Genomic DNA, 19,015 nt, shown 5'->3' with positions numbered 1-19,015 from the left:
GCCCCGGCCCGCTGTCCGGGCCGGGGCAGCCGTACCGCCCTCCAGGCGTCTCAGGCCGTAGGGGTCACATCTGCGGATGCAGGACGACCTTGGTGTAGCCCTCGATGCGCTTGTCGAACTTGTCGTACGCATCCGGCGCCTGCGTCAGGGGCAGCTCGTGCGAGACGACGAAGCTGGGCTTGGCCCGGCCTTCGATGATCATGTCCCGCAGCTGCCGGTTGTAGCGCTTCACATTGCACTGCCCAGTCCCCAGGCGCAGCCCCTTCTCGAAGAGCCTGCCGATCCCGACGAGCAGCATGCCGCGCTTCGCCTGCTCGTCGGGGCCTCCGGGGTCGGCCGGGACGTAGAGCCCCGGAATGCCGAGTGCGCCTGTCGCCCGCACGGTCTCGACGAGCGAGTTCAGTACGGTCGCCGGCTCCTCGCGATCCTCGGTGCGCGCCTGAGCCTGGTAGCCGACGGCGTCGATGCCCTTGTCCGTGCCCTGACCACCGGCCTTCTCCTTGATCTGCTCCACCGGGTTGCCGTCGGCGAAGTTGATCGGGATCGCGCCCATCTCCTCGGCCTTCTGCAGACGCTCGAGCACGCGGTCGACGACGAAGACCATCCGGGCGCCGCGCAGCAGCGCGGAGTAGGCGGCCATCAGACCGACCGGGCCACCGCCGTACACCGCGACGCTCTCGCCCGGGGAGACCTGGGCCAGCTCGTTGCCGTGGTAACCGGTGGGGAAGATGTCGGCGAGCAGGATGAAATCGCTCTCCTGCGAATTCCCGGGCGGCAGCTTGAGGCAGTTGAAGTCGGCGTAGGGGACCCGCAGGTATTCAGCCTGGCCGCCCGGCCACGGCCCCATCGCCACATAGCCGTACGCTCCACCGGCGAATCCGGGGTTCACGGTCAGGCAGAAGCCGGTGAATCCCTTGACGCAGTTCTGGCAGAACCCACAGGCGACATTGAATGGCATGACCACGCGGTCCCCGGGAGACAGGGACGTCACGCCGTCACCCGTCTCCTCGACGGTGCCGAGGTTCTCATGGCCGAACACGATGCCTGGCTCGGCGGCGGTACGGCCCTCATACATGTGCAGGTCGGAGCCACAGATCGCAGTGGAGGTGACTCGTACGATCACGTCGTTCGGGTGCTGGACCTTGGGCTTCTCGACCTCTTCGACCGCTACTTCGAACGGTCCTTTGTAGACGACGGCCTTCATCCCGACTACCTCCCATCGGCGAATGAACAAACCCTGCCGGGAGGCGAACCGCGCCGTCAGTCGAACGCGACCTTGTGCTCACGGATGGCGCGAGCGGCGGGGCCGTTCGCCTCACGTGACCTATTTCTCATGCTCCTCCCGGGTGGAGCAGGAGACAACCCGGCTAATGTGATGCATATTTTTCCATTACGCGTGAGCGTCGAGAAGGAGGACGAGAAAGTGGCACAACGCCTGGGGACACTGATCGTCCCCGTGCCCGGCCTGTCCGGCACCACCTACCCGCCGGGGACACAGGTGGCCATCAATGGCCGCGGCTCGTCCGTGGACGCCTTCGTCGACGGCGACTGGCTGCCACTCGCCTGGTGGGAGTTCGCCGAGGGCATCAGCGAGGGCGCGGCCGAAGGCTAGCCGCGAAGGCCGGCCGCCGCCTCCGGCATCCCCAGAAGGGCAAGGTAGACATACAGCACGGTGTCCTCCAGGTCCGGGATCTCCGCACTCCGCCCCTGTCGCAGACAGCGGTGGACGGCTTCGTGCGCGGCATCCGCCGCTGCCAGATAGACGGCCCCGGGCACCGGAGTGCGACCCGGGAGACCGGCCCTGGCGTGCCAGGCGCGAGCACTGTCGGCGAACCAGACGCGGCAGGCCACCTGCTCCTCCTGTGCGCGTCCGCCGGCCGCGGCAGTCTCGAGGAAGAACGCTCTGGCGAATTCGGGCTCCTCGGCGATCAGCGTGAGAAAGACGCGGATCGAGGCCCGCAGAGTCGCGATGGGGTCCAGTGACCGCGAGGCCGACCGGGAGAACGAGGCCTCGAGCCGTTTGATCATCAGTTCCCGGCCGGTGCGAGCGGCGGCTGCGAAGCACTCCTCCTTGTCGGCGAAGTGCTCATAGAAAGTCTTACGGGAGACTCCCGCCCGCCCCGTCACGTCGGCGACGGTCGTCGCGATGTAGCCCTTTCCGGCCACCACCATGATGATCGCGTGGATCAGGCGCTGCCGCTGCGAACCAGCGACAAGCTCCCGCGCGAGACCGTGCGGGCCGCGGGGAAGGTCGGTCAAACTCGGCCGAAGCAGCGGCTGGATGGGCTCTTCCATGATGGGGAGAGTCTGGTGCAAGTTATAAACGTGCGCGTTTCTTGCTGGTCAACCACCCGCGACGGAGCAGGAGTTCACTCCATGAGAGAACGCATCACAGTGCACGCGATCGCCGCCCTGGTCTTAGGAGGCGGGGCGGCGGTGGCCGTCAGCGCTCCCGCCGAGGCGAACGCCGAGCCCACGCCCACGGACATCACGGTGAATGCCACCACCGACGCGGTGGACGCCCGACCGTCCGACGGCATCTGCCGTACCGCCGCCGGAAGTTGCACCCTCCGGGCGGCAGTGATGACGGCCAACGCCCGGCCCGGGAGCAGGATCGGGCTGCCCGCCGGCCGGTACCGGCTCACCATCCCGCCCAACCCTCGGCTGATCATCGGGTCGCACCCCGATCCCACCACCGGTGACCTGAACGTCAACGCGCCCACCACGATCCGGGGTGCCGGAGCGCGGACCACGATCATCGACGCGGACGGCATCGACCGTGCCTTCCGGATGCGTGCCGACACCTCGCTGTCCGACCTCACGGTCACCGGCGGTATCACCAAGCAGCGAGAGATCCCCATCACCGACACCGGGGGCGGCGGTATCAGCAATGACAAGAGGATGACGCTGAGGCGCGTGGCCGTGACCGGGAACTCCGCGGGCTACGGAGGGGGCATCTTCAACATTCCGGGCTCCCATCTCGACCTGATCGACAGCACCGTCAGCGGCAACAGCGCGGGCGAAGCGGGCGGCATCAGGTTCGACAGCAGCGGCACCGTGGTCAACTCGACGATCGCCGGCAACCGGGTGACCGACCCCGGCGACCGCCCGGGCACTCTGGCGGGATACGGCGGCGGCATCGACATCCGCGGCGTCCGGCCGGTGCGGATCCTCAACTCCACCATCACCGGCAACAGCGCGACCGACGGCGGCGCCGGGATCAACATCGCCCCCGCCTACCTGGACAGTCTGCCCTCGCCCATCCCCGACATCGTCGACCTCGAGCTCGGGCGCCTGACCCTGCGCAACTCCATCATCGCGGGCAACACCAGTGACAAGACGGGAGGTGACTGCAGAAAGGTCTTCGCGACCATCGATTCACTCGGCCACAACATCGATACGGGCAACAGCTGTGACCTCGACTCCACGGGAGACCTGCCCAGCCGTCCCGCGCGGCTCGGCCCGCTGGCCGACAACGGCGGCCCGACCGACACCGCAGCGCTGCTGACGGGCAGCCCGGCCATCGACGCCGCCAAGGGCTGCCCGGCCGCCGACCAGCGCGGCATCGCCCGGCCGCAGGGCCCGGCCTGCGATATCGGTGCCTTCGAGCGAACGCGGTAGCGCAGCAACCCAGCGCGCCAGGGGGTCACGGGCGCCAACGGCCCGGCGGGTGCCATCGCAGCCGCAGCGGCAGCCACCGGGCCGGCCTTCGTTCGAACCGTGTTCGGTTACTCACCCCCGCTGTAAGGTGAGGCCGGAGCAGGCACCGCGGAAGACCTACCGCATCACAGAAACTGGGGGTGCGCCGGTGGCCCGGCCGACAAAACCGATCCTCAGCCGGGAGCGCATCTGCACGGCGGCGCTGGCAATCGTGGACGAGGACGGGCTCGCCGAGCTGTCGATGCGCAAACTCGCCCGTGCGCTCGGCGTCCAGGTCTCCTCGCTCTACGAGCACGTCCGCACCAAGGACGACGTCCTCCATGAGGCCGCAAACACGATCATGGAGAGCGTGGACGTCTCGGGCTTCGACGGCGGGGACTGGCGGCACGGCGTGGCCTCCTGGGCTCGGTCCTACCGCGCCGCCATCGCCGCCCACCGCAACATCGTGCCCTTTCTCGCGTACGGCCCGGCCCACCGCGACGCGTCCCTGAAGCGCGCCGACGCTGTACACGGCGGACTGGTCGGCGCCGGATGGCCGCCCCGTTACGCCACCATGATCGGGGCCTCGACCAAGTACCTGGTGATCGGTTCCGCGATGAGCTCGTTCGCCGGAGGCTTCGACGACGACGTGCAGGTCTACGTCGACCGCTATCCGCATCTGGCCGGGGCGCACCGCCTGCGCCAGCACGCGGACGAGATCGACCGGGACAGCTTCGAACTCGCCCTCGAGATGTTCCTCGACGGCCTCACCGCGCTCCACGCGCGCGTGGCCAAGGGGGTCGACCGACCGGCGGAGTCCTGATGCTCCGGCGGCCGGGGGAAGCGCCATCGCGTGGTTCCGCGGATTCTCCCGAGATCGACGCAATCACCGTGTGACGGTGGGTTGTCCCGGCCTGGAGCTCCCCTCTAGTCTCAAACCGAACGGCGTTCGGGATTGATGGACGTGTCATGTATCTGCCCAATCAGGAGCTGTAATCTGTGAACGACAGCGGAGTCTCGCGCCGGAGAGCGCCTTCGCACGCCGGCCGGACCCTCTACGGCGGTTCGGCCGCTGGCTCCCATGACGAGCGGCCCGCCCGCAGGACCTTGTACGAGGAGATCGGCGCCACCGAGGACTTCCAGTGGCTGCGCACCGCACGCCGGTCCCGGACTTTCGCCGTCACGGGCGCCGTTCTCGCTCTGTATGTGTTCCACGCCGTTCTGGCGAACGAAGCCCGCGGCGTGATGGCCGCCCGAGTGGTCGGCCACCTCAACGTCGGACTCAGCCTGTGGCTGCTGCAGTGCGTCACAACTGTCGTGGTCGTGAGCTGGTATGCCCGCTACGCGAGAAACACTCTGGATCCGTCGGCTGCCCGGATGAGAGCCGGGTACGAGCGGGCTGGGGGAGAGCGTTGAGCACCGCTCGGACGCTGGCAGCAGCGGGGGACGGCGGTCCCGTACTGACCATATTCGCCGTATTCATCGTCTGCATTGTGCTCATTGCCGTATGGGTCGGCACCGATTCCGAGGCCGACGGCTTCTTCGTGGGCGGCCGCCGTCTGTCGTCGGCGCAGAACGGAATTGCCCTGTTCGGCAACTACATCTCCGCAGCGACGCTTCTCGGGACTCCGGGACTCATCGCACTGGCCGGATACGACGGAATTCCGTACGTACTCGGGCCGATCGTCGCCTGGATCGTCATTCTCCTCCTGGTCGCAGAACCCCTGCACAGCACGGGACGATTCACCATCGGTGATTCACTGGCGCGTCGGCTCCGGCCGCTGCCGGTGCACCGGGCCATCGGTGTCTCCACGCTTGTGGTCTCCTTGCTCTACCTGATCTCCCAACTGGTGGGAGCGGGGTCGCTGGCCGCCCCGATCCTCGGACTCTCAGGCGATGCCGCCCAAAATTCCGTCATGGTATTTCTCGGCGTCCTGATGGTCATTTATGTCGCTATCGGCGGAATGCGCGGTGCGACCCTGGTGCAATGCATCAAGGCCGTTCTTCTGCTCGCCTGCACCCTCTACATGGCGCTGCTGGTTCTTTCCAAGGCCGGTTGGAACCCAAGCGGTCTGCTGGGCGCTGCCGCGCAACGCAGCGGCGTGGGGGAGAAGTTTCTCCAGGCGGGGCTGCGGTTCGGCGATGACGGCGCGAGCAAGCTGGATTCGCTGAGCCTGCAGCTGGCGCTGGTGCTGGGAGCTGCCGGGCTACCGCATCTCCTGATGCGCCTGTCCGTAGTCCCGACAGCACGTGCAGCCCGGCGATCCGTCCAATGGACGACCGTCCTGACCTGCGTTTTCTGCCTGACCGCCGGAGTTCTGGGTTTCGGTGCGGCAGCCGCGATCGGCCCCGCCGCCATTCAGGACGACAACCCTTCCGGTAACACGGTCACCTTTCTCCTCGCGGACTACCTCGGTGGGTCATTTCTGCTCGCGGTGATGTCCTGCATTGCCTTCATCACGATCCTGGCAGTCGTGGCCGGTGTCGCGCTGGCTTCGGCGACGTCCCTTGCGCACGATATCTATGGCGCCGTGCTCAAACGGGGCCGCGCCTCCGAGAAACAGGAAGTATTCGTTGCCCGTATTTCCCTGGTGCTGATCGGCGCAGCGGCAACAGCCCTGGCCGTGTTCGCCCAGGGGGTCAACGTATCCTTTGTCGCCGGGCTGGCTTTCGCCGTCGCCGCCTCCGCGCATCTCCCCGCGATCCTTTACAGCATCTACTGGAAGCGTTTCACCACCACCGGAGCGACCTGGAGCATCTACGGCGGGCTCTTGTCGTCGATCCTTCTCGCACTGCTGTCCCCTGCGGTGTCAGGAAACCCGTCCGCAGTGTTCCCCGACACGGATTTCGCCGCTTTCCCCCTGAACAACCCGGGAATCGTGTCCATCCCGTTGGGATTCTTCCTCGGGTGGCTCGGAACGGTCCTGGGGAAGGAGGAGCCGGACGAGGCCAAGCGGGCGGAGACCGAAGTACGCGCAGTCGCCGGCGCGGCCACCCGGTAGACCGCCGGCACCGCACAGCCGTAGCGGACGAGCAGGCGCGCAGGCGGGCGCCGCCCGGTCCTCGTGCCCGGCACCGCCCGGCCGCCCTCCCTCCGGCGGGTTCCCTCGGGCCGGGCGGAGGGCCGGGATCCGTCCGATACTGGCTGGGTACGGTCGACCGGACGGGCAAGGCAGCGGCCGGGCGTCGGCGGCAGGTTCCGTCCCGGCTTCTGGGGAGCGTGGATCATGAGGATCGCCTTCTCGAGCCCCGACTTCGATGCGCAGTTCTGCCGGACGCTGACCGCGGCCGGCAGCGGCGGCAGCGACCTCGGCGAGGCCTACACCGTCGCCCGGCACATCGTCGAGGGGGACCGCCCCTCCTGGTACACCCAGTGGCTCGCCATGGCGGGGCAGGCCCGGGCCGCCGCCTACGTCTCGCTCACCGGCAGCCATGTGGCCAGTGCCCGCGCGGCGTTCCTGCGGGCCGGCGAGTATTACCGGCAGTCGTACTACTTCCTGCGCCACGATCTGGACGACCCGCGGCTGCACACCGCCTACCACGCTCACCGCGACAGCTTCCGGGAAGCGGCCCGGCTCATGACCTGGCCCTGCACCAGGGCGGAGATTCCGTACCAGGACACGGCTCTGGCCGGCTACCTCGTACGGCCGGGCAACGACTCAGCCGCCCGCCCCACGGTGATCGTCCCCGCTGGATACGACTCCACCGCCGAGGCCGGCTACGCCGAGACCGCCTTCCACGCCGTCAGCCGCGGCTACAACTGTCTGCTCGTGGAGGGCCCCGGCCAAGGGGGCGTGCTCTACACGCAGCGGCTGTACTTCCGTCACGACTACGAGCGCGTTCTCACCCCCGTCATGGACTGGCTCGTGCGGCAGGCCGGGGTCGACGACTCCCGTATCGCCCTGTTCGGCCGCAGCTTCGCCGGATATCTGGCCCTGCGCGGAGCGACCGGGGAACAGCGCCTGGCCGCCCTCGTCCTCGACCCCGCCCAGTACGACTTCTCGGCGCGGCTGGCCCGCATGCTCGGCGCGGATCTCTTCGGCCGCGTCATGTCGCACGATCCCACCGCCGACGCCGACCTCGAGACTCGGTTCACGCCCGGCAGCTCCGCCCACGACGACCTGATGGCACGGGCCGTCGCCCACGGTGCCGCCCGGCCGGCCGCGTACTTCCGCGAGCTGGCCCGCTTCACCGCCCGGGGTCTGCTCGAACGCGTCTCCTGCCCGGTCCTCGTCATGGACGCCGATGACGACTTCACGTCCGACGGCCAGGCCGACGAGGTCCACGCCGCACTGACCGGGCCCAGGACCCGCCACCATCTGACCCGGGAGGAAGGCACCGGCGGCCACTGCGGCGGGCTCGGACAGCAGCGCGTCCACCAGATCGTCTTCGACTGGCTGGACGACACCCTGCCGTATCCGGCCCGCTGAGCGGGCAGTTGCCCACCGTGCTCACCGCGGGACGCCTGCGGCGGCCGGAGGCCAGGGCGGATACGGGCCTGTCAGTCGCGGTCGATGTTCTCGGGATGCGTGAGGTTGATCCCGCTGGCCGGGTCGAAGATATGGGCCTTCGCCGCGTTGAGATACAGCTCGATCGGCTGCCCCTCACGCGCGCGGGAGGCGGCGTCGAGCCGCGTGACGATCTGGTGCTCCTGTGTGCCGGTGTCCTTGAGGCCGGAGTCCGCGGCGAGTTCCTCCAGTTCTGCGGTGGTCGCGCGGCCCGCTTCCTCGGTGAAGTACACATAGATGTCCGAGCCCACGGACTCCACGACGTCCACGGTGGTGGTGAAGGTGAATCCGCCGTGCCCCGGTTCGACCAGGCTCGCGTCCTCGAAATCCTCGGGCCGGAAGCCGAGCAGCAGGTCGCGCGGGGCGTTCTGCCGTTCGAGGGAGAGCCGTGCCCGATCGTCCAGCGGCAGGTCGCCCAGCGAGGTGCGCAGGGTGTTGTCCTCGAGTGTGGCGTGCAGGAAGTTCATCGCCGGTGAGCCGATGAATCCGGCCACGAAGAGGTTGCGGGGCTCGTCGTAGAGGTGCTGGGGGGAGCCGACCTGCTGGACGACGCCGCCGCGCAGCACCACGACACGGTCGCCGAGGGTCATCGCCTCGGTCTGGTCGTGGGTGACGTACACGGTGGTGGTGCTCAGCCGCTGCTGGAGCCGGGAGATCTGGGTACGCATCTGGACGCGCAGCTTGGCGTCCAGGTTGGACAGCGGCTCGTCCATCAGGAAGGCCTTGGGCTCGCGTACGATCGCGCGCCCCATCGCCACGCGCTGCCGCTGGCCTCCGGAGAGGTTGGCGGGCTTGCGGTCCAGATGCTCGGTCAGATCGAGGAAGCGTGCCGCCTCCTCCACCTTGGAGCGGATTGTGGGCTTGTCGACCTTGGCGAGCCGCAGCGCGAAGCCCATGTTGTCCCGGACGCTCATATGCGGGTAGAGGGCATAGCTCTGGAAGACCATGGCGATGTCGCGGTCCTTGGGCGCCTTGTCGTTGACGACCTGGTCACCGATGCGGAGCGTGCCCTCGGTGATGTCCTCCAGCCCCGCGATCATGTTCAGGGTGGTGGACTTCCCGCATCCTGACGGGCCGACCAGGATCACGAACTCGCCGTCGGCGATGGTGAGGTTGACATCTTTCACGGCGAGGGCGCCGTCGGGATACCGCTTGGTGATTCCCTCGAGAACAATCTCGGCCACGGGTCCTGCCTCCTTGCCTTCCGATCGACGGCTGCTCAGCCCTTGACTGCCCCGGAGGTCAGTCCTGCGACAATGCGCCGCTGGAACAACAGTACGAAAACAATGATGGGGATGGTGATGACCACCGCGGCCGCGGAGATGGAGCCGGTGGGCTGCTGGAACTGCGAGCTGCCGGTGAAGAACGCGATGGCCGCCGGCACGGTGCGTGCCCGGGTCGTGGAGGTCAGCGAGATCGCGAACAGGAAGTCGTTCCAGCAGAAGATGAAGACCAGGATGGCGGTGGTGACCACACCCGGTGCCGCCAGCGGGGCGATCACCATCCGGAAGGCCTGGGCAGGCGTGGCGCCGTCGACCTTCGCCGCCTTCTCCAGGTCCCAGGGGATCTCCCGGAAGAACGCGGAGAGGGTGTAGATCGCCAGCGGCAGGGAGAACGTCATGTACGGGATGATCAGCCCCGGCCAGGTGTCGAAGATCCCCAGGAAGCGCTCGATGTTGAACAGCGGCGACACCAGGGAGATCGGCGGGAACATCGCGATCAGCAGCGACATGCCGATCAGCAGCCTCTTGCCCGGGAAGCGCAGCCTGGCCACCGCGTAGGCGGCCATGGTGCCCAGCGCCACGGCGATCACGGTGGCGATGACGGCGATGCCGATCGAGTTGATCAGTGCGCGGGTGAACTCGGAGGTCTCGAAAATGCCGCGGTAGTTCTCGAGAGTCCATTTCGTCGGAACGAAGTTGCCGTCCGTCAGCGTGCTGGGGTCCTTGAAGGAGAGAGCGGTGATCCACCACACCGGGAACAGGGCGTAGAGCACGACCACCAGGTTCACCACGCCCCAGCCTACGGCCCGTCTCTTGCCGGCCTCAGTCATCAGCGCTCCACCTCCGAGCCCGGTGCCGCCGTGCCGAACAGCTTGATGAAGGCGAAGGCGATGATCCCGACGCAGATGAAGATCAGCACCGAGATCGCCGACCCGACGCCGAGGTTCAGCGCGGTGAACAGGTTGTCGTAGCCGAGGATCGACAGGGAGCCGGTTCCGTTGGCGCCCGCGGTCAGGACGTAGATGTTGTCGAAGATCCGGAACGCGTCCAGGGTCCGGAAGAGCAGCGCCACCAGGATCGCCGGTTTCATGAGCGGGACCGTGACCAGCAGGAAGCGCTGCCAGGCGCCTGCGCCGTCGACCATGGCCGCCCGGAGTGTCTCCTCCGGCACCAGCGCGAGTCCGGCGAGGAGCAGCAGGGCCATGAACGGGGTGGTCTTCCACACCTCGGCGAGGATGATCAGCCCGATGGCTTCCCACTGGTCGGTGAGCGGGGCGCTGCCGGTCGGCAGCAGGCTCGCCAGGTACCCCGTCCCGGGGGTCCAGGCGTACTGCCAGGAGAAGGCCGCGACGACGGTGACGATGCCGTAGGGGATCAGAATCGCGGTACGGACGGTGCCGCGGCCGAAGATGGCGCGGTGCATGACCAGCGCCAGTCCCATGCCGAGGACGAGTTCGACCGTCACGGAGACGGCGGTGATCAGCACGGTCACCCAGAACGCTTCCCACCAGAAGTCGGACGAGAGTACCGCCCCGTAGTTGCTGAACCCGACGAACTCCGCCAACTGCGGGAAACGCAGGTCGTAGCGCTGCAGGGACAGATAGATGGCGTACACGATCGGATAGCCCGTCACGGCGATCATGACGACGACCGCCGGAGCGCACAGAAGCCAGGCGAACCGGCGCTCCTGCCGTGTCCCCGCGGACAGGTCGTCGACCGTCTTCTGCTGTTCCCCCGCTTCCGGGGGCACGGAGTCGGCCGGTGCGGCCGGGCTGCTCATCGTGGCCTCCCTGGGGGCGTCCGAGGATCGGGGTGTGCGGGGCGTACAGCGGCCGCGCTCGTGCGGCTCACGGGATCAGCCCCTTGGACTGCAGCGCATCGTCGATCTGCGTTCTGATCTCGTTGATCGAGCTCTCCGGCTTGATCCCGGACGGGGGCGAGAGAGTGTGCGAAACCGCGATCGAGACGTTCTGGTAGGCAGGGGTCTTCGGGCGCAGGCTCGCCGTCTCCAGGGCGGACAGCACCTCGGCCGCGAACGGATAGCTGGCGGCTACCTCCGGGTCGTCGTAGAGACTGCGCAGGGTCGGCGGCAGACCGCCCTTGACCGCGGCGGTGATCTGGTTGTCGCGATTGCGCAGACACAGAGCCGCTTCGAACGCCAGGTCCGGGTGGTTCGAGTAGGCGCCGATCGCGAGGTCGATGCCGCCGATCGTCGGCCGGGCCGGACGGTCCGCGTCGACCCGGGGGTAGGGCGCCCAGCGGAAGTTCTTGAACAGCTCCGGGTTGTTCGCCTTCATCGAGGGATAGACGAACGGGTAGTTGATCTCGAAAGCCGCGGTTCCGGACTCCATGGCCAGCCGGTTCTGGTCCTCCATCTGATTGGAGAGCGAGGGGTCCGCCGCGGGCGAGGTCGCCAGGTTGCGCATGATCGTGGCGGCTTTCACCGCGGGAGGGCCGAGCGAGGGCGCCAGCGCGTTCGGCGTCAGGATCGAACCGCCCGCGCTCTCCACCAGCGTGTTGAACCAGGCGGTCAGCCCCTCGTACTGGGCCCCCTGGATCTCCACATAGTGCGGCTTGCCCTGCTGGGCGAGGTCACCGGCCATCCTGAGCATCTCGGCCCAGGTCTTCGGCGGCTTCGGGACCAGATCCGAGCGGTACCACAGCAGTTGGGTATTGGTGTTGTACGGGACGGCGTACAGCTTGCCCTTCCAGGTCGCCGTCTGCAGCGGCGCCCGCAGGGTGTCCCGCACGGCCTGCCGGCGGTCCGCTCCGGTCCACGGGAGGATCCAGCGGGCCTCGGCGAACTCCGCGGACCAGGTCACGTCGAGCCCGAGGATGTCGAGCCCGCTGTCCTGGGCGGCCATTCTGCGGACGAGCTGCTGCCGCTGGCCGTCCGCCGCCCGCGGGAGCTTGTGGTACTCGATCGTGTAGCGGCCGCCCGAGTCCCGGCTGCACTTGGTGGCGGCTTCCTGCAGGGCGCCGGAGTCGTCGGGGAAGTTGTACCAGTTCAGGACGGGGCGACCGGTGGTCTCGGAGTCGCCGCACGCGGTCAGCAGCGCTGCGAGCAGGGGGAGCGCGGCAAGGGCTCGCAACCGCCGTGCGCTGCGCCTGCGCCGGTCCGCTCCAGCGGTTCGGCCTCCCGCTGTCCGGTGGACTCCTCGGTCCATGTGCCCTGCACCTCACTCCCGGAACCGGCGGTTACGGGCGCGCGGTCACTCTGTGCAGCCCAATCGTCACCAAGACAGTAGATTCTGGTCAAAGGGATATCAAGCACTTATAGAGGTATGAAAGTTACAAGTAGGTACAAGTGTGTTCGGGAGCCGCCCGATGGGGTGCTCCAGGCGCCGCCCGCGGAGATCGTGGGGCCGTACGTCTCGATTCCCGTATCTCCGGCGGCATGAGGATGTGGGCGGTTTGGGGTATTCCTTGAAGTAGGTGGTCCTGACCGGCGCCCTATGTGCCGGCGCAGTCGGACGCCCCAAGGAGCAGACGGTGAATAGGCGGCATCAGTCACCGCTCTTCAGCGTCGGACAAGGACGGAGGCACACGTCATGGAGCCAGTCGTCACCGTAGGTCTCGACGGTACGGCCGAGAGCCTGGCCGCCGCTCGCTGGGCCGCCGACGATGCCGACCGCCGCAGGGTCACGCTGCGCCTGATGCACGCGTGGATCCTGCTCTCCGAGGAGGCGCCCGGAGTCCCGCGGGAAAAGGATCAGAATTACTGGGCCAGGCGGATCGTGCACGATGCGCAGACGGAACTCCGCCGGAGCCATCCGAATCTGACGATCATCGAGGATCTGGTCGCCGAGGAGGCGTCCTCCGCACTGCTCAGGGCGGTGGGGGAGTCCAAGATGCTGGTGCTCGGCTCGCGCGGACTGGACACCGCCGAGAGTTTCTTCCTCGGCGACACCAGCCTGCACATCGTGGCACGGGCCGACGGGCCCGTGGTCCTGGTGCGTGCGGGCGCGGGAGGGGAGTTGCCGGTCGCCCGCGAGGGCGGTGTGGTGGTCGGACTCGGCCTGGGACACCCCGCCGACGACGTGGTCGAGTTCGCCTTCGAGGACGCTGCGGCCCGCGGCGTCCCGCTGCACGCCGTCCACGGCAGAAGGCTGCCGGTGGGGGCGTACATGCCGTGGGGTGTCGACCCCGACGTCGCGGAGGAAGTCGCGAAGGCCGCGCAGAAGGATTTGGACTACGTGCTCGGCCCGTGGCGCGAGAAGTTCCCCGGCGTGCACGTCATCGACGGTGTCCGGCTCGAGAGCCCCGCCCGGGCCGTCGTACGGGCGGCGTCGGGCGCCGATCTGCTGGTGGTCGGCCGTCGCAAGCACCGGCACGCCCTGGCGCCGCGCATCAACCACGTGGTCCAGGCCGCCGTGCACCACGCGGACTGCCCGGTCGCGGTGGTTCCGCACGACTGACGCGGCTGGCCCGGCTCGCGCGGCTGACGCCGGTCACACGACTGATGCGGCGGTCGCGGCTGGACCGAGCGGAGCCCGGTGCGGTCCGTGCCCGGCGCGGACGGGAGATAGCCGAAGCGCCTCCGGGGTACGGGTGTGGTGGAGGGAGCAGATCCGTGTTCTTCATCGACACCATCGAGACCGAGGGGCTGGGCAACCGCGGCTATCTGGCCGGCGGCCGGGACCGGGCCGCGGCGGTGGATCCGTCGCGTGACATCGACCGGGTCATGGCGTCGGCGGCACGGCGCGGGGTCGCCATCGCGTACGTGGTGGAGACCCATGTCCACAACGACTACATCAGCGGAGGGCTGGAACTGGCCCAAGTCACCGGCGCCCGGTACGTGGTACCGGCCGCGGCGCAAGTGGCCTTCGAGCGGGTCCCGATAGCCGGCGGCGACGCCCTCGGAGTCGATGAGGGACTGATGCTGCGCGCAGTGGCGACTCCCGGGCACACCCCGCACCACACGGCGTATGTGCTGGCGGACGACGGGCGGGACGTGGCGGCGTTCACCGGCGGGTCCCTGCTGATCGGGACGGTGGGCCGCCCGGACCTCGTCGAACCCCGGCTGACCGAGCAGCTGGCCCGCGCCCAGTACGAATCCGCGCACCGACTGGCCGACGCGCTGGACGACGAGGTGCAGGTGATGCCCACGCACGGGTTCGGCAGTTTCTGTTCCTCCGCGCAGGCCGGGGGAGACCGGACCACCGTCGGCGCGGAACGCAAGGTCAACGAGGCGCTGGTCAAGGACGTGGACACCTTCGTCGCGGACCTGCTCGCCGGGCTGGAGGACGTACCCGCCTACTACGCCCACATGGGGCCGCTGAACGCCGCGGGGCCCGCGCCGGTCGACCTGACCCCGCCGCACCGCGCCGGAGCCGGGGAGATCGCATCACGTCTGGCGGCAGGGGAGTGGGTCGTGGACCTGCGGTCCCGGACGGCGTTCGCAGGCGGGCATGTGGCGGGGGCGTACAACTTCGAGGCCGACGGGGAACCGGCGACCTATCTGGCCTGGCTGATCCCCTGGGGCAAGCCGGTCACCCTGCTGGGTGAGACCGCCGCACAGGTGAGCCGGGCGCAGCGGGAACTGGTCCGGGTGGGTATCGACCGCCCTGCCGCGGCCGCCACCGGGGAACCGGCTTCCTGGGTGACCGGCGGACGGACCCAGCTGAGCTCCTTTCCGCGTGAGAACTTCGCCGGTCTCGCCGCTGTCCGCGAGCGGGGTGCGGGGGTCGTGGTGCTGGATGTGCGCAGGGACTCCGAACGCTCGGGCGGCTACATCGAGGGCTCGGTGCACATTCCCGTCCACGAGTTGCACGAGCGCAGCGGTGAGGTGCCGGCCGGGACCGTCTGGGTGCACTGCGCCAGTGGCATGCGCGCGGCCATCGCCGCCTCCCTGCTGGACGCGGAAGGCCGGGACGTGGTCGCCGTGGACGACGGCTTCGACGCCGCTGCCGAGGCCGGTCTGTCCATCGCCGGGGATCGTCACTGACGAGCCATCAAGTCCATTTCAGCGCTGCCTGGCCATTTCAGGGCTGCCTGGTTGGGACCTTACGTGGAACGGTCCGGACCGGTGGGGCGTGGTCCGGACCGTTCCCGTGGGCTCTGTGCCGTTTCGGCGAGCGCGGAGCGCGGGGCGGGGCGCTACTTGACTTTCACCCAGTCGAAGCTGCGTTCCACGGCCCGCTTCCAGTCCGCGTAACCCTCCGCCCGCTGGTCCTCGCTCCACTGGGGCTCCCAGCGCTTCGACTCCTGCCAGTGGGAGCGCAGTTCGTCGGTGTCCCGCCAGAAACCGACGGCGAGCCCGGCGGCGTACGCGGCGCCGAGCGCGGTGGTCTCGGCGACGACCGGGCGGCTGACCGGCACGCCGAGAATGTCGGCCTGGATCTGCATGCACAGGTCGTTGGCGGTCACGCCGCCGTCCACCCTGAGCACATCGAGGTGCACTCCGGAGTCCTGCTCCATGGCGTCCGCGACGTCGCGGCTCTGGTAGCAGATGGCTTCCAGGGTGGCTCGCGCGAGATGCCCAGTGGTATTGAAGCGGGTGAGGCCCACGATCGCGCCGCGGGCATCGGAGCGCCAGTACGGTGCGAAGAGGCCCGAGAAGGCCGGTACGAAATAGACCCCGCCGTTGTCCTCGACGGTACTGGCCAGCCGCTCGCTTTCCGCGGCCTCGCTGATGATCTTCATCTGGTCGCGCAGCCACTGCACAGCGGCGCCGGTGACGGCCATGGAGCCTTCCAGGGCGTAGACAGCCGGGCTGTCGCCGAACTGGTAGGCCACGGTGGTCAGTAGCCCGTGTTGCGAGCGGACGGGTTGGGTCCCGGTGTTGAGCAGCAGGAAGTTGCCTGTGCCATAGGTGTTCTTGGCCTCGCCCGGCGAGAAGCAGACCTGGCCGACGGTGGCCGCCTGCTGGTCCCCGAGCACACCGGTGATGGGGATGGCGGCGCGCAGCGGGCGGGACGTACGGGCCACGCCGTACGCCTCGGCGTGGGAGGAAGGGTTGATACGCGGCAGCATCGAGCGCGGGATACCGAAGATGCCGAGCAACTCGTCGTCCCAGTCGAGGGTCTCCAGGTCCATCAGCATGGTGCGGCTGGCGTTGGTCACATCAGTGGCGTGGATGCCGCCGTCCGGCCCGCCGGTGAGATTCCACAGCACCCAGCAGTCGGTGTTGCCGAAGACCGCATGGCCCTGCTCGGCGGCCTCGCGGAGACCGTCGACGTTCTCCAGCAGCCACTTGATCTTGCCGCCGGAGAAGTAGGTGGCCGGCGGCAGGCCCGCCTTGCGGCGGATGACCTCGCCGTGGCCGTCCCGCTCGAGGGCCGATGCGATGGTGTCCGTACGGGTGTCCTGCCAGACGATGGCGTTGTAGTACGGACGACCCGTGCGCGGGTCCCAGACGACCGTCGTCTCCCGCTGGTTGGTGATCCCGACCGCGGCCAGGTCCGATCCCTGCATACCACCGTCCCGGATGGCGTTCTGCATCACGGTGTTGGTGCGCTCCCAGATCTCCACCGGGTCGTGCTCGACCCAACCGGAGCGGGGCAGGATCTGGGCGTGCTCCAGCTGGGATCGCGCCACCTCGTTGCCGTCGTGGTCGAAGATCATGAAACGGGTGCTGGTGGTTCCCTGGTCCACCGCACCGACGAACTCTGGCATCGCTGTCGCCTCTCGTGGAATCGAACGAGCTGTCCTGGGTTGCCGATGTCGTGGTTCCCGTCACTCTTCCGCGGTGGGGACCCGCCCCACCTCCTGCTGTTCGGGTACCGGGAGGAAGCGGCCGACGAAGAGCTTGTACAGGCCCCCGCCGAGAGGTCCGCCGATGAGGGGGCCGGCGATGGGCACCCAGAAGTAGAGATTCCCGTACTGATCTCGCCACGCGGTGTCGTACCCGGTGATGAAGCTGGCGAGCCGGGGCCCGAAGTCACGGGCGGGGTTGATGGCGTAACCGGCGTCCGTGCCCCACGCCATACCGATCCCCACCACGATGAGGCCGATGATGAACGGGGCGAGGTTGGCCCCCGGCGCCGTGTTGAGCAGATCGGTGACGGCGAAGACCAGGAGCACCAGAATCGCGGTGCCGATGATCTGGTCGCGGAAGGCTCCCCATTCGCTGACCGGGATTCCCTCGGGGAGGGTGCCGGGGAGGGTGGAGAACACGAACTGGGTCGCGAAGGTGTGGCCGGGGTCGGCTGCTGCCAGTACCTCGGTGTAGTTCCAGCGCACCAGGAGCGCCGCGACGAAGGCGCCGGCCGTCTGGGCCACCATGTACGGCAGCACCTTGCTCCACGAGAAGCCCTTGAACACCGCCATGGAGAGGGTAACGGCCGGGTTGATATGAGCACCGCTCAGGCGCGCGGCGACATAGATGCCGAGCGTGACACCGAGGCCCCAGGCCCAGGCGACGCTGTCGTGGTCGCCCAGCGCCCCGTCGACCAGGGTCCCTCCTGTCACGACCTGCGCGACCACGCCGCAGCCGAAGAGAAGGAGGATCATGGTGCCGGCGAACTCGGCCGAGAGTTCTCCGATCAGTCCTGTTCTTTGGGATCGCTGCTTGGTCTCAGCCATGGGTTACCCGCTTTCGACGGTTCGCCGGACGGCTGTGCCGCCCACATCCTGACCATCGTGTGCGCGGGTTGGGCGGGTCCGCCTGCGGAGTACGGCTGTCCGGGTGGCCCGGCTGTCCGGGTGGCCCGCGTGGCCCTGGGGAGAGCTGCTGGTGCCGTCGGCGGTATCCGCCGGCCGGGGTTCGTCGCGGGTCAGGACTCCCGCGGGGATGTGCGGACGATGTCCCGGTGAAAGCCGCGGATGTGAGCCTCCACCAGGTCGCCCGCTCGCTCGGAGTCGCCGGCGGCGATCGCGTCGTAGAGGGCGTGGTGCTCGGCGCGCAGCCGGTCGGCGACGGAGTTCCAGTCCGGCATCTCGTGGAATGCCGTGAGCAGGGTGCGCCGTACCGCGTTGCGGACGGCGATGGTCATATCGGCCATGAGGCGGTTGCCCCCGGCCTCGGCGATGGCGACATGGAACTCGGTGTCGTAGTCGTTGAACGTCTCGAGAGACAGCTTCGCGTCGTCCATGCGCTCGAGCCGGTCACGCATCAGCGCGAGGTCGTCGTCGCTGGCGCGCTCGGCGGCCAGCCGGGCGCTCGACCGCTCCAGCGTGGCCCGCGCTTCGACCACATCGGAGAGCGGGAAGTTCGCCAGCGCCATGTGGAGGCGCAGCAGCTGTGTGAGGCCGGCGCTGGGCATGGCCGCGATCACGGTCCCGGACGCGGGGCCCGTGCCTACGCGGGACCGCAGTACGCCCTGGGCCTCCAGGACGCGCAGTGCTTCCCGGACGGCGGCCCGGCTGACTCCGAGGAGCTCGACCAGTTCCCGTTCCGGGGGAAGGCGGTCGCCCACGCGGAGATTGCCGGCCAGGATCTGCTCCTCGATCCGGGCGAGGACGAGCTCGAACGTGCGGGAGCGGGGTACCGGCTCCCAGGCCGCGGTGTCAGCCATGGAAAGCCCCTCCACCCTCTGATGGCACAGCCCGCTCGGAGCGGATTCCCCGTGCGTGGCCCTGCTCGATCTTAGCTTCCGACGCATTGGTCAGACCAATTGCATCCGGCCGACCCCTAGACATGCCGTTTCTCGCTGTTTAGCGTGTGTCCCGTCCAAGCTATGGTCTGACCAAGCTCCACGGAGG

The 19,015-nt window shown here is 68.6% G+C and carries 17 protein-coding genes; 8 read left to right on the top strand and 9 right to left on the bottom strand.

What is annotated here, in order from left to right; all coding sequences use genetic code 11:
- Positions 1 to 64: 64 nt before the first annotated feature.
- A complete protein-coding gene (locus ABZW18_RS19605) occupies positions 65 to 1,204 on the bottom strand; it encodes a glutathione-independent formaldehyde dehydrogenase (protein WP_356188975.1) in 1,140 nt (379 codons plus the stop codon).
- 219 nt (positions 1,205 to 1,423) lie between these two features.
- Here ABZW18_RS19605 and ABZW18_RS19600 point away from each other — a divergent pair, with 219 nt between their 5' ends.
- Positions 1,424 to 1,612: a hypothetical protein gene (locus ABZW18_RS19600; RefSeq protein ID WP_356188981.1), complete on the top strand. Its 189-nt coding sequence runs from the start codon at positions 1,424 to 1,426 to the stop codon at positions 1,610 to 1,612.
- Here the strand turns inward: ABZW18_RS19600 and ABZW18_RS19595 are convergent.
- Positions 1,609 to 2,295 carry a TetR family transcriptional regulator gene (locus tag ABZW18_RS19595; protein WP_356188973.1) on the bottom strand — a complete coding sequence of 229 codons (687 nt, stop codon included), beginning with the start codon at positions 2,293 to 2,295 and terminating at the stop codon, positions 1,609 to 1,611. The two genes, ABZW18_RS19600 and ABZW18_RS19595, sit on opposite strands and share 4 nt — an antisense overlap.
- A gap of 81 nt (positions 2,296 to 2,376) precedes the next feature.
- Here ABZW18_RS19595 and ABZW18_RS19590 point away from each other — a divergent pair, with 81 nt between their 5' ends.
- From ABZW18_RS19590 to ABZW18_RS19570, 5 genes are all read left to right on the top strand, one after another.
- Positions 2,377 to 3,621 (top strand): choice-of-anchor Q domain-containing protein, encoded by a 1,245-nt coding sequence (locus tag ABZW18_RS19590; protein WP_356188971.1) that lies wholly within the window; start codon positions 2,377 to 2,379, stop codon positions 3,619 to 3,621.
- A 187-nt stretch (positions 3,622 to 3,808) separates the two neighbouring features.
- The gene (locus ABZW18_RS19585; RefSeq protein ID WP_356188969.1) at positions 3,809 to 4,462 is read left to right on the top strand and encodes a TetR/AcrR family transcriptional regulator C-terminal domain-containing protein; all 654 of its coding nucleotides are present in this window, start codon (positions 3,809 to 3,811) and stop codon (positions 4,460 to 4,462) included.
- Positions 4,463 to 4,638: 176 nt separating this feature from the next.
- Entirely contained in the window at positions 4,639 to 5,055 is a 417-nt protein-coding gene (locus ABZW18_RS19580; protein ID WP_356188967.1) for a DUF485 domain-containing protein, read from the top strand.
- A complete protein-coding gene (locus tag ABZW18_RS19575; protein WP_356188965.1) occupies positions 5,052 to 6,641 on the top strand; it encodes a cation acetate symporter in 1,590 nt (529 codons plus the stop codon). Before ABZW18_RS19580 ends, ABZW18_RS19575 begins: the two co-directional genes overlap by 4 nt.
- 225 nt (positions 6,642 to 6,866) lie before the next feature.
- Positions 6,867 to 8,069, top strand: a complete 1,203-nt coding sequence (locus ABZW18_RS19570; RefSeq protein WP_356188963.1) for a CocE/NonD family hydrolase — start codon at positions 6,867 to 6,869, stop codon at positions 8,067 to 8,069.
- Positions 8,070 to 8,140: 71 nt separating this feature from the next.
- On the opposite strand, the gene ugpC is transcribed toward ABZW18_RS19570, so the two are convergent.
- The 4 genes from ugpC to ABZW18_RS19550 all read right to left on the bottom strand — a co-directional run bounded on the left by ugpC (position 8,141) and on the right by ABZW18_RS19550 (position 12,462).
- Positions 8,141 to 9,331 (bottom strand): sn-glycerol-3-phosphate ABC transporter ATP-binding protein UgpC, encoded by a 1,191-nt coding sequence (gene ugpC / locus ABZW18_RS19565; protein ID WP_356188961.1) that lies wholly within the window; start codon positions 9,329 to 9,331, stop codon positions 8,141 to 8,143.
- Positions 9,332 to 9,366: 35 nt separating this feature from the next.
- On the bottom strand, positions 9,367 to 10,200 hold the full coding sequence (locus ABZW18_RS19560; protein WP_356188959.1) for a carbohydrate ABC transporter permease: 834 nt from the start codon (positions 10,198 to 10,200) through the stop codon (positions 9,367 to 9,369).
- Positions 10,200 to 11,150 (bottom strand): sugar ABC transporter permease, encoded by a 951-nt coding sequence (locus ABZW18_RS19555; protein WP_356188957.1) that lies wholly within the window; start codon positions 11,148 to 11,150, stop codon positions 10,200 to 10,202. Before ABZW18_RS19555 ends, ABZW18_RS19560 begins: the two co-directional genes overlap by 1 nt.
- A gap of 67 nt (positions 11,151 to 11,217) precedes the next feature.
- The gene (locus ABZW18_RS19550) at positions 11,218 to 12,462 is read right to left on the bottom strand and encodes an ABC transporter substrate-binding protein (protein WP_356188955.1); all 1,245 of its coding nucleotides are present in this window, start codon (positions 12,460 to 12,462) and stop codon (positions 11,218 to 11,220) included.
- Positions 12,463 to 12,921: 459 nt separating this feature from the next.
- Between ABZW18_RS19550 and ABZW18_RS19545 the strand changes: the two genes are divergently transcribed.
- Together ABZW18_RS19545 and ABZW18_RS19540 are read left to right on the top strand one after the other, a co-directional pair.
- Positions 12,922 to 13,788: a universal stress protein gene (locus ABZW18_RS19545; RefSeq protein WP_356188953.1), complete on the top strand. Its 867-nt coding sequence runs from the start codon at positions 12,922 to 12,924 to the stop codon at positions 13,786 to 13,788.
- A gap of 155 nt (positions 13,789 to 13,943) precedes the next feature.
- A complete protein-coding gene (locus ABZW18_RS19540) occupies positions 13,944 to 15,317 on the top strand; it encodes an MBL fold metallo-hydrolase (protein WP_356188951.1) in 1,374 nt (457 codons plus the stop codon).
- 152 nt (positions 15,318 to 15,469) lie between these two features.
- Here the strand turns inward: ABZW18_RS19540 and glpK are convergent, their stop codons facing one another.
- The 3 genes from glpK to ABZW18_RS19525 form a co-directional block, all read right to left on the bottom strand.
- Positions 15,470 to 16,987 carry a glycerol kinase GlpK gene (glpK, locus tag ABZW18_RS19535; RefSeq protein ID WP_356188949.1) on the bottom strand — a complete coding sequence of 506 codons (1,518 nt, stop codon included), beginning with the start codon at positions 16,985 to 16,987 and terminating at the stop codon, positions 15,470 to 15,472.
- 60 nt (positions 16,988 to 17,047) lie between these two features.
- Entirely contained in the window at positions 17,048 to 17,896 is an 849-nt protein-coding gene (locus ABZW18_RS19530; RefSeq protein WP_356188947.1) for an MIP/aquaporin family protein, read from the bottom strand.
- 191 nt (positions 17,897 to 18,087) lie between these two features.
- Positions 18,088 to 18,828, bottom strand: coding sequence for a FadR/GntR family transcriptional regulator (locus ABZW18_RS19525; protein WP_356188945.1), 741 nt, complete (start codon positions 18,826 to 18,828; stop codon positions 18,088 to 18,090).
- Positions 18,829 to 19,015 lie beyond the last annotated feature (187 nt).

Source organism: Streptomyces sp. NPDC004647, from assembly GCF_040609575.1.
GTDB lineage: Bacteria > Actinomycetota > Actinomycetes > Streptomycetales > Streptomycetaceae > Streptomyces.
This window is presented reverse-complemented; position numbering and strand designations above follow the sequence as displayed.

What these genes read in the sequence shown, in the direction of transcription:
- ABZW18_RS19605 (WP_356188975.1), bottom strand. Translation starts at nt 1,204, where the DNA reads ATGAAGGCCGTCGTCTACAAAGGACCGTTCGAAGTAGCGGTCGAAGAG.
- ABZW18_RS19555 (WP_356188957.1), bottom strand. Translation starts at nt 11,150, where the DNA reads ATGAGCAGCCCGGCCGCACCGGCCGACTCCGTGCCCCCGGAAGCGGGG.
- ABZW18_RS19525 (WP_356188945.1), bottom strand. Translation starts at nt 18,828, where the DNA reads ATGGCTGACACCGCGGCCTGGGAGCCGGTACCCCGCTCCCGCACGTTC.
- ABZW18_RS19590 (WP_356188971.1), top strand. Translation starts at nt 2,377, where the DNA reads ATGAGAGAACGCATCACAGTGCACGCGATCGCCGCCCTGGTCTTAGGA.
- ABZW18_RS19545 (WP_356188953.1), top strand. Translation starts at nt 12,922, where the DNA reads ATGGAGCCAGTCGTCACCGTAGGTCTCGACGGTACGGCCGAGAGCCTG.
- ABZW18_RS19560 (WP_356188959.1), bottom strand. Translation starts at nt 10,200, where the DNA reads ATGACTGAGGCCGGCAAGAGACGGGCCGTAGGCTGGGGCGTGGTGAAC.
- glpK (WP_356188949.1), bottom strand. Translation starts at nt 16,987, where the DNA reads ATGCCAGAGTTCGTCGGTGCGGTGGACCAGGGAACCACCAGCACCCGT.
- ABZW18_RS19570 (WP_356188963.1), top strand. Translation starts at nt 6,867, where the DNA reads ATGAGGATCGCCTTCTCGAGCCCCGACTTCGATGCGCAGTTCTGCCGG.
- ABZW18_RS19595 (WP_356188973.1), bottom strand. Translation starts at nt 2,295, where the DNA reads ATGGAAGAGCCCATCCAGCCGCTGCTTCGGCCGAGTTTGACCGACCTT.
- ABZW18_RS19530 (WP_356188947.1), bottom strand. Translation starts at nt 17,896, where the DNA reads ATGGCTGAGACCAAGCAGCGATCCCAAAGAACAGGACTGATCGGAGAA.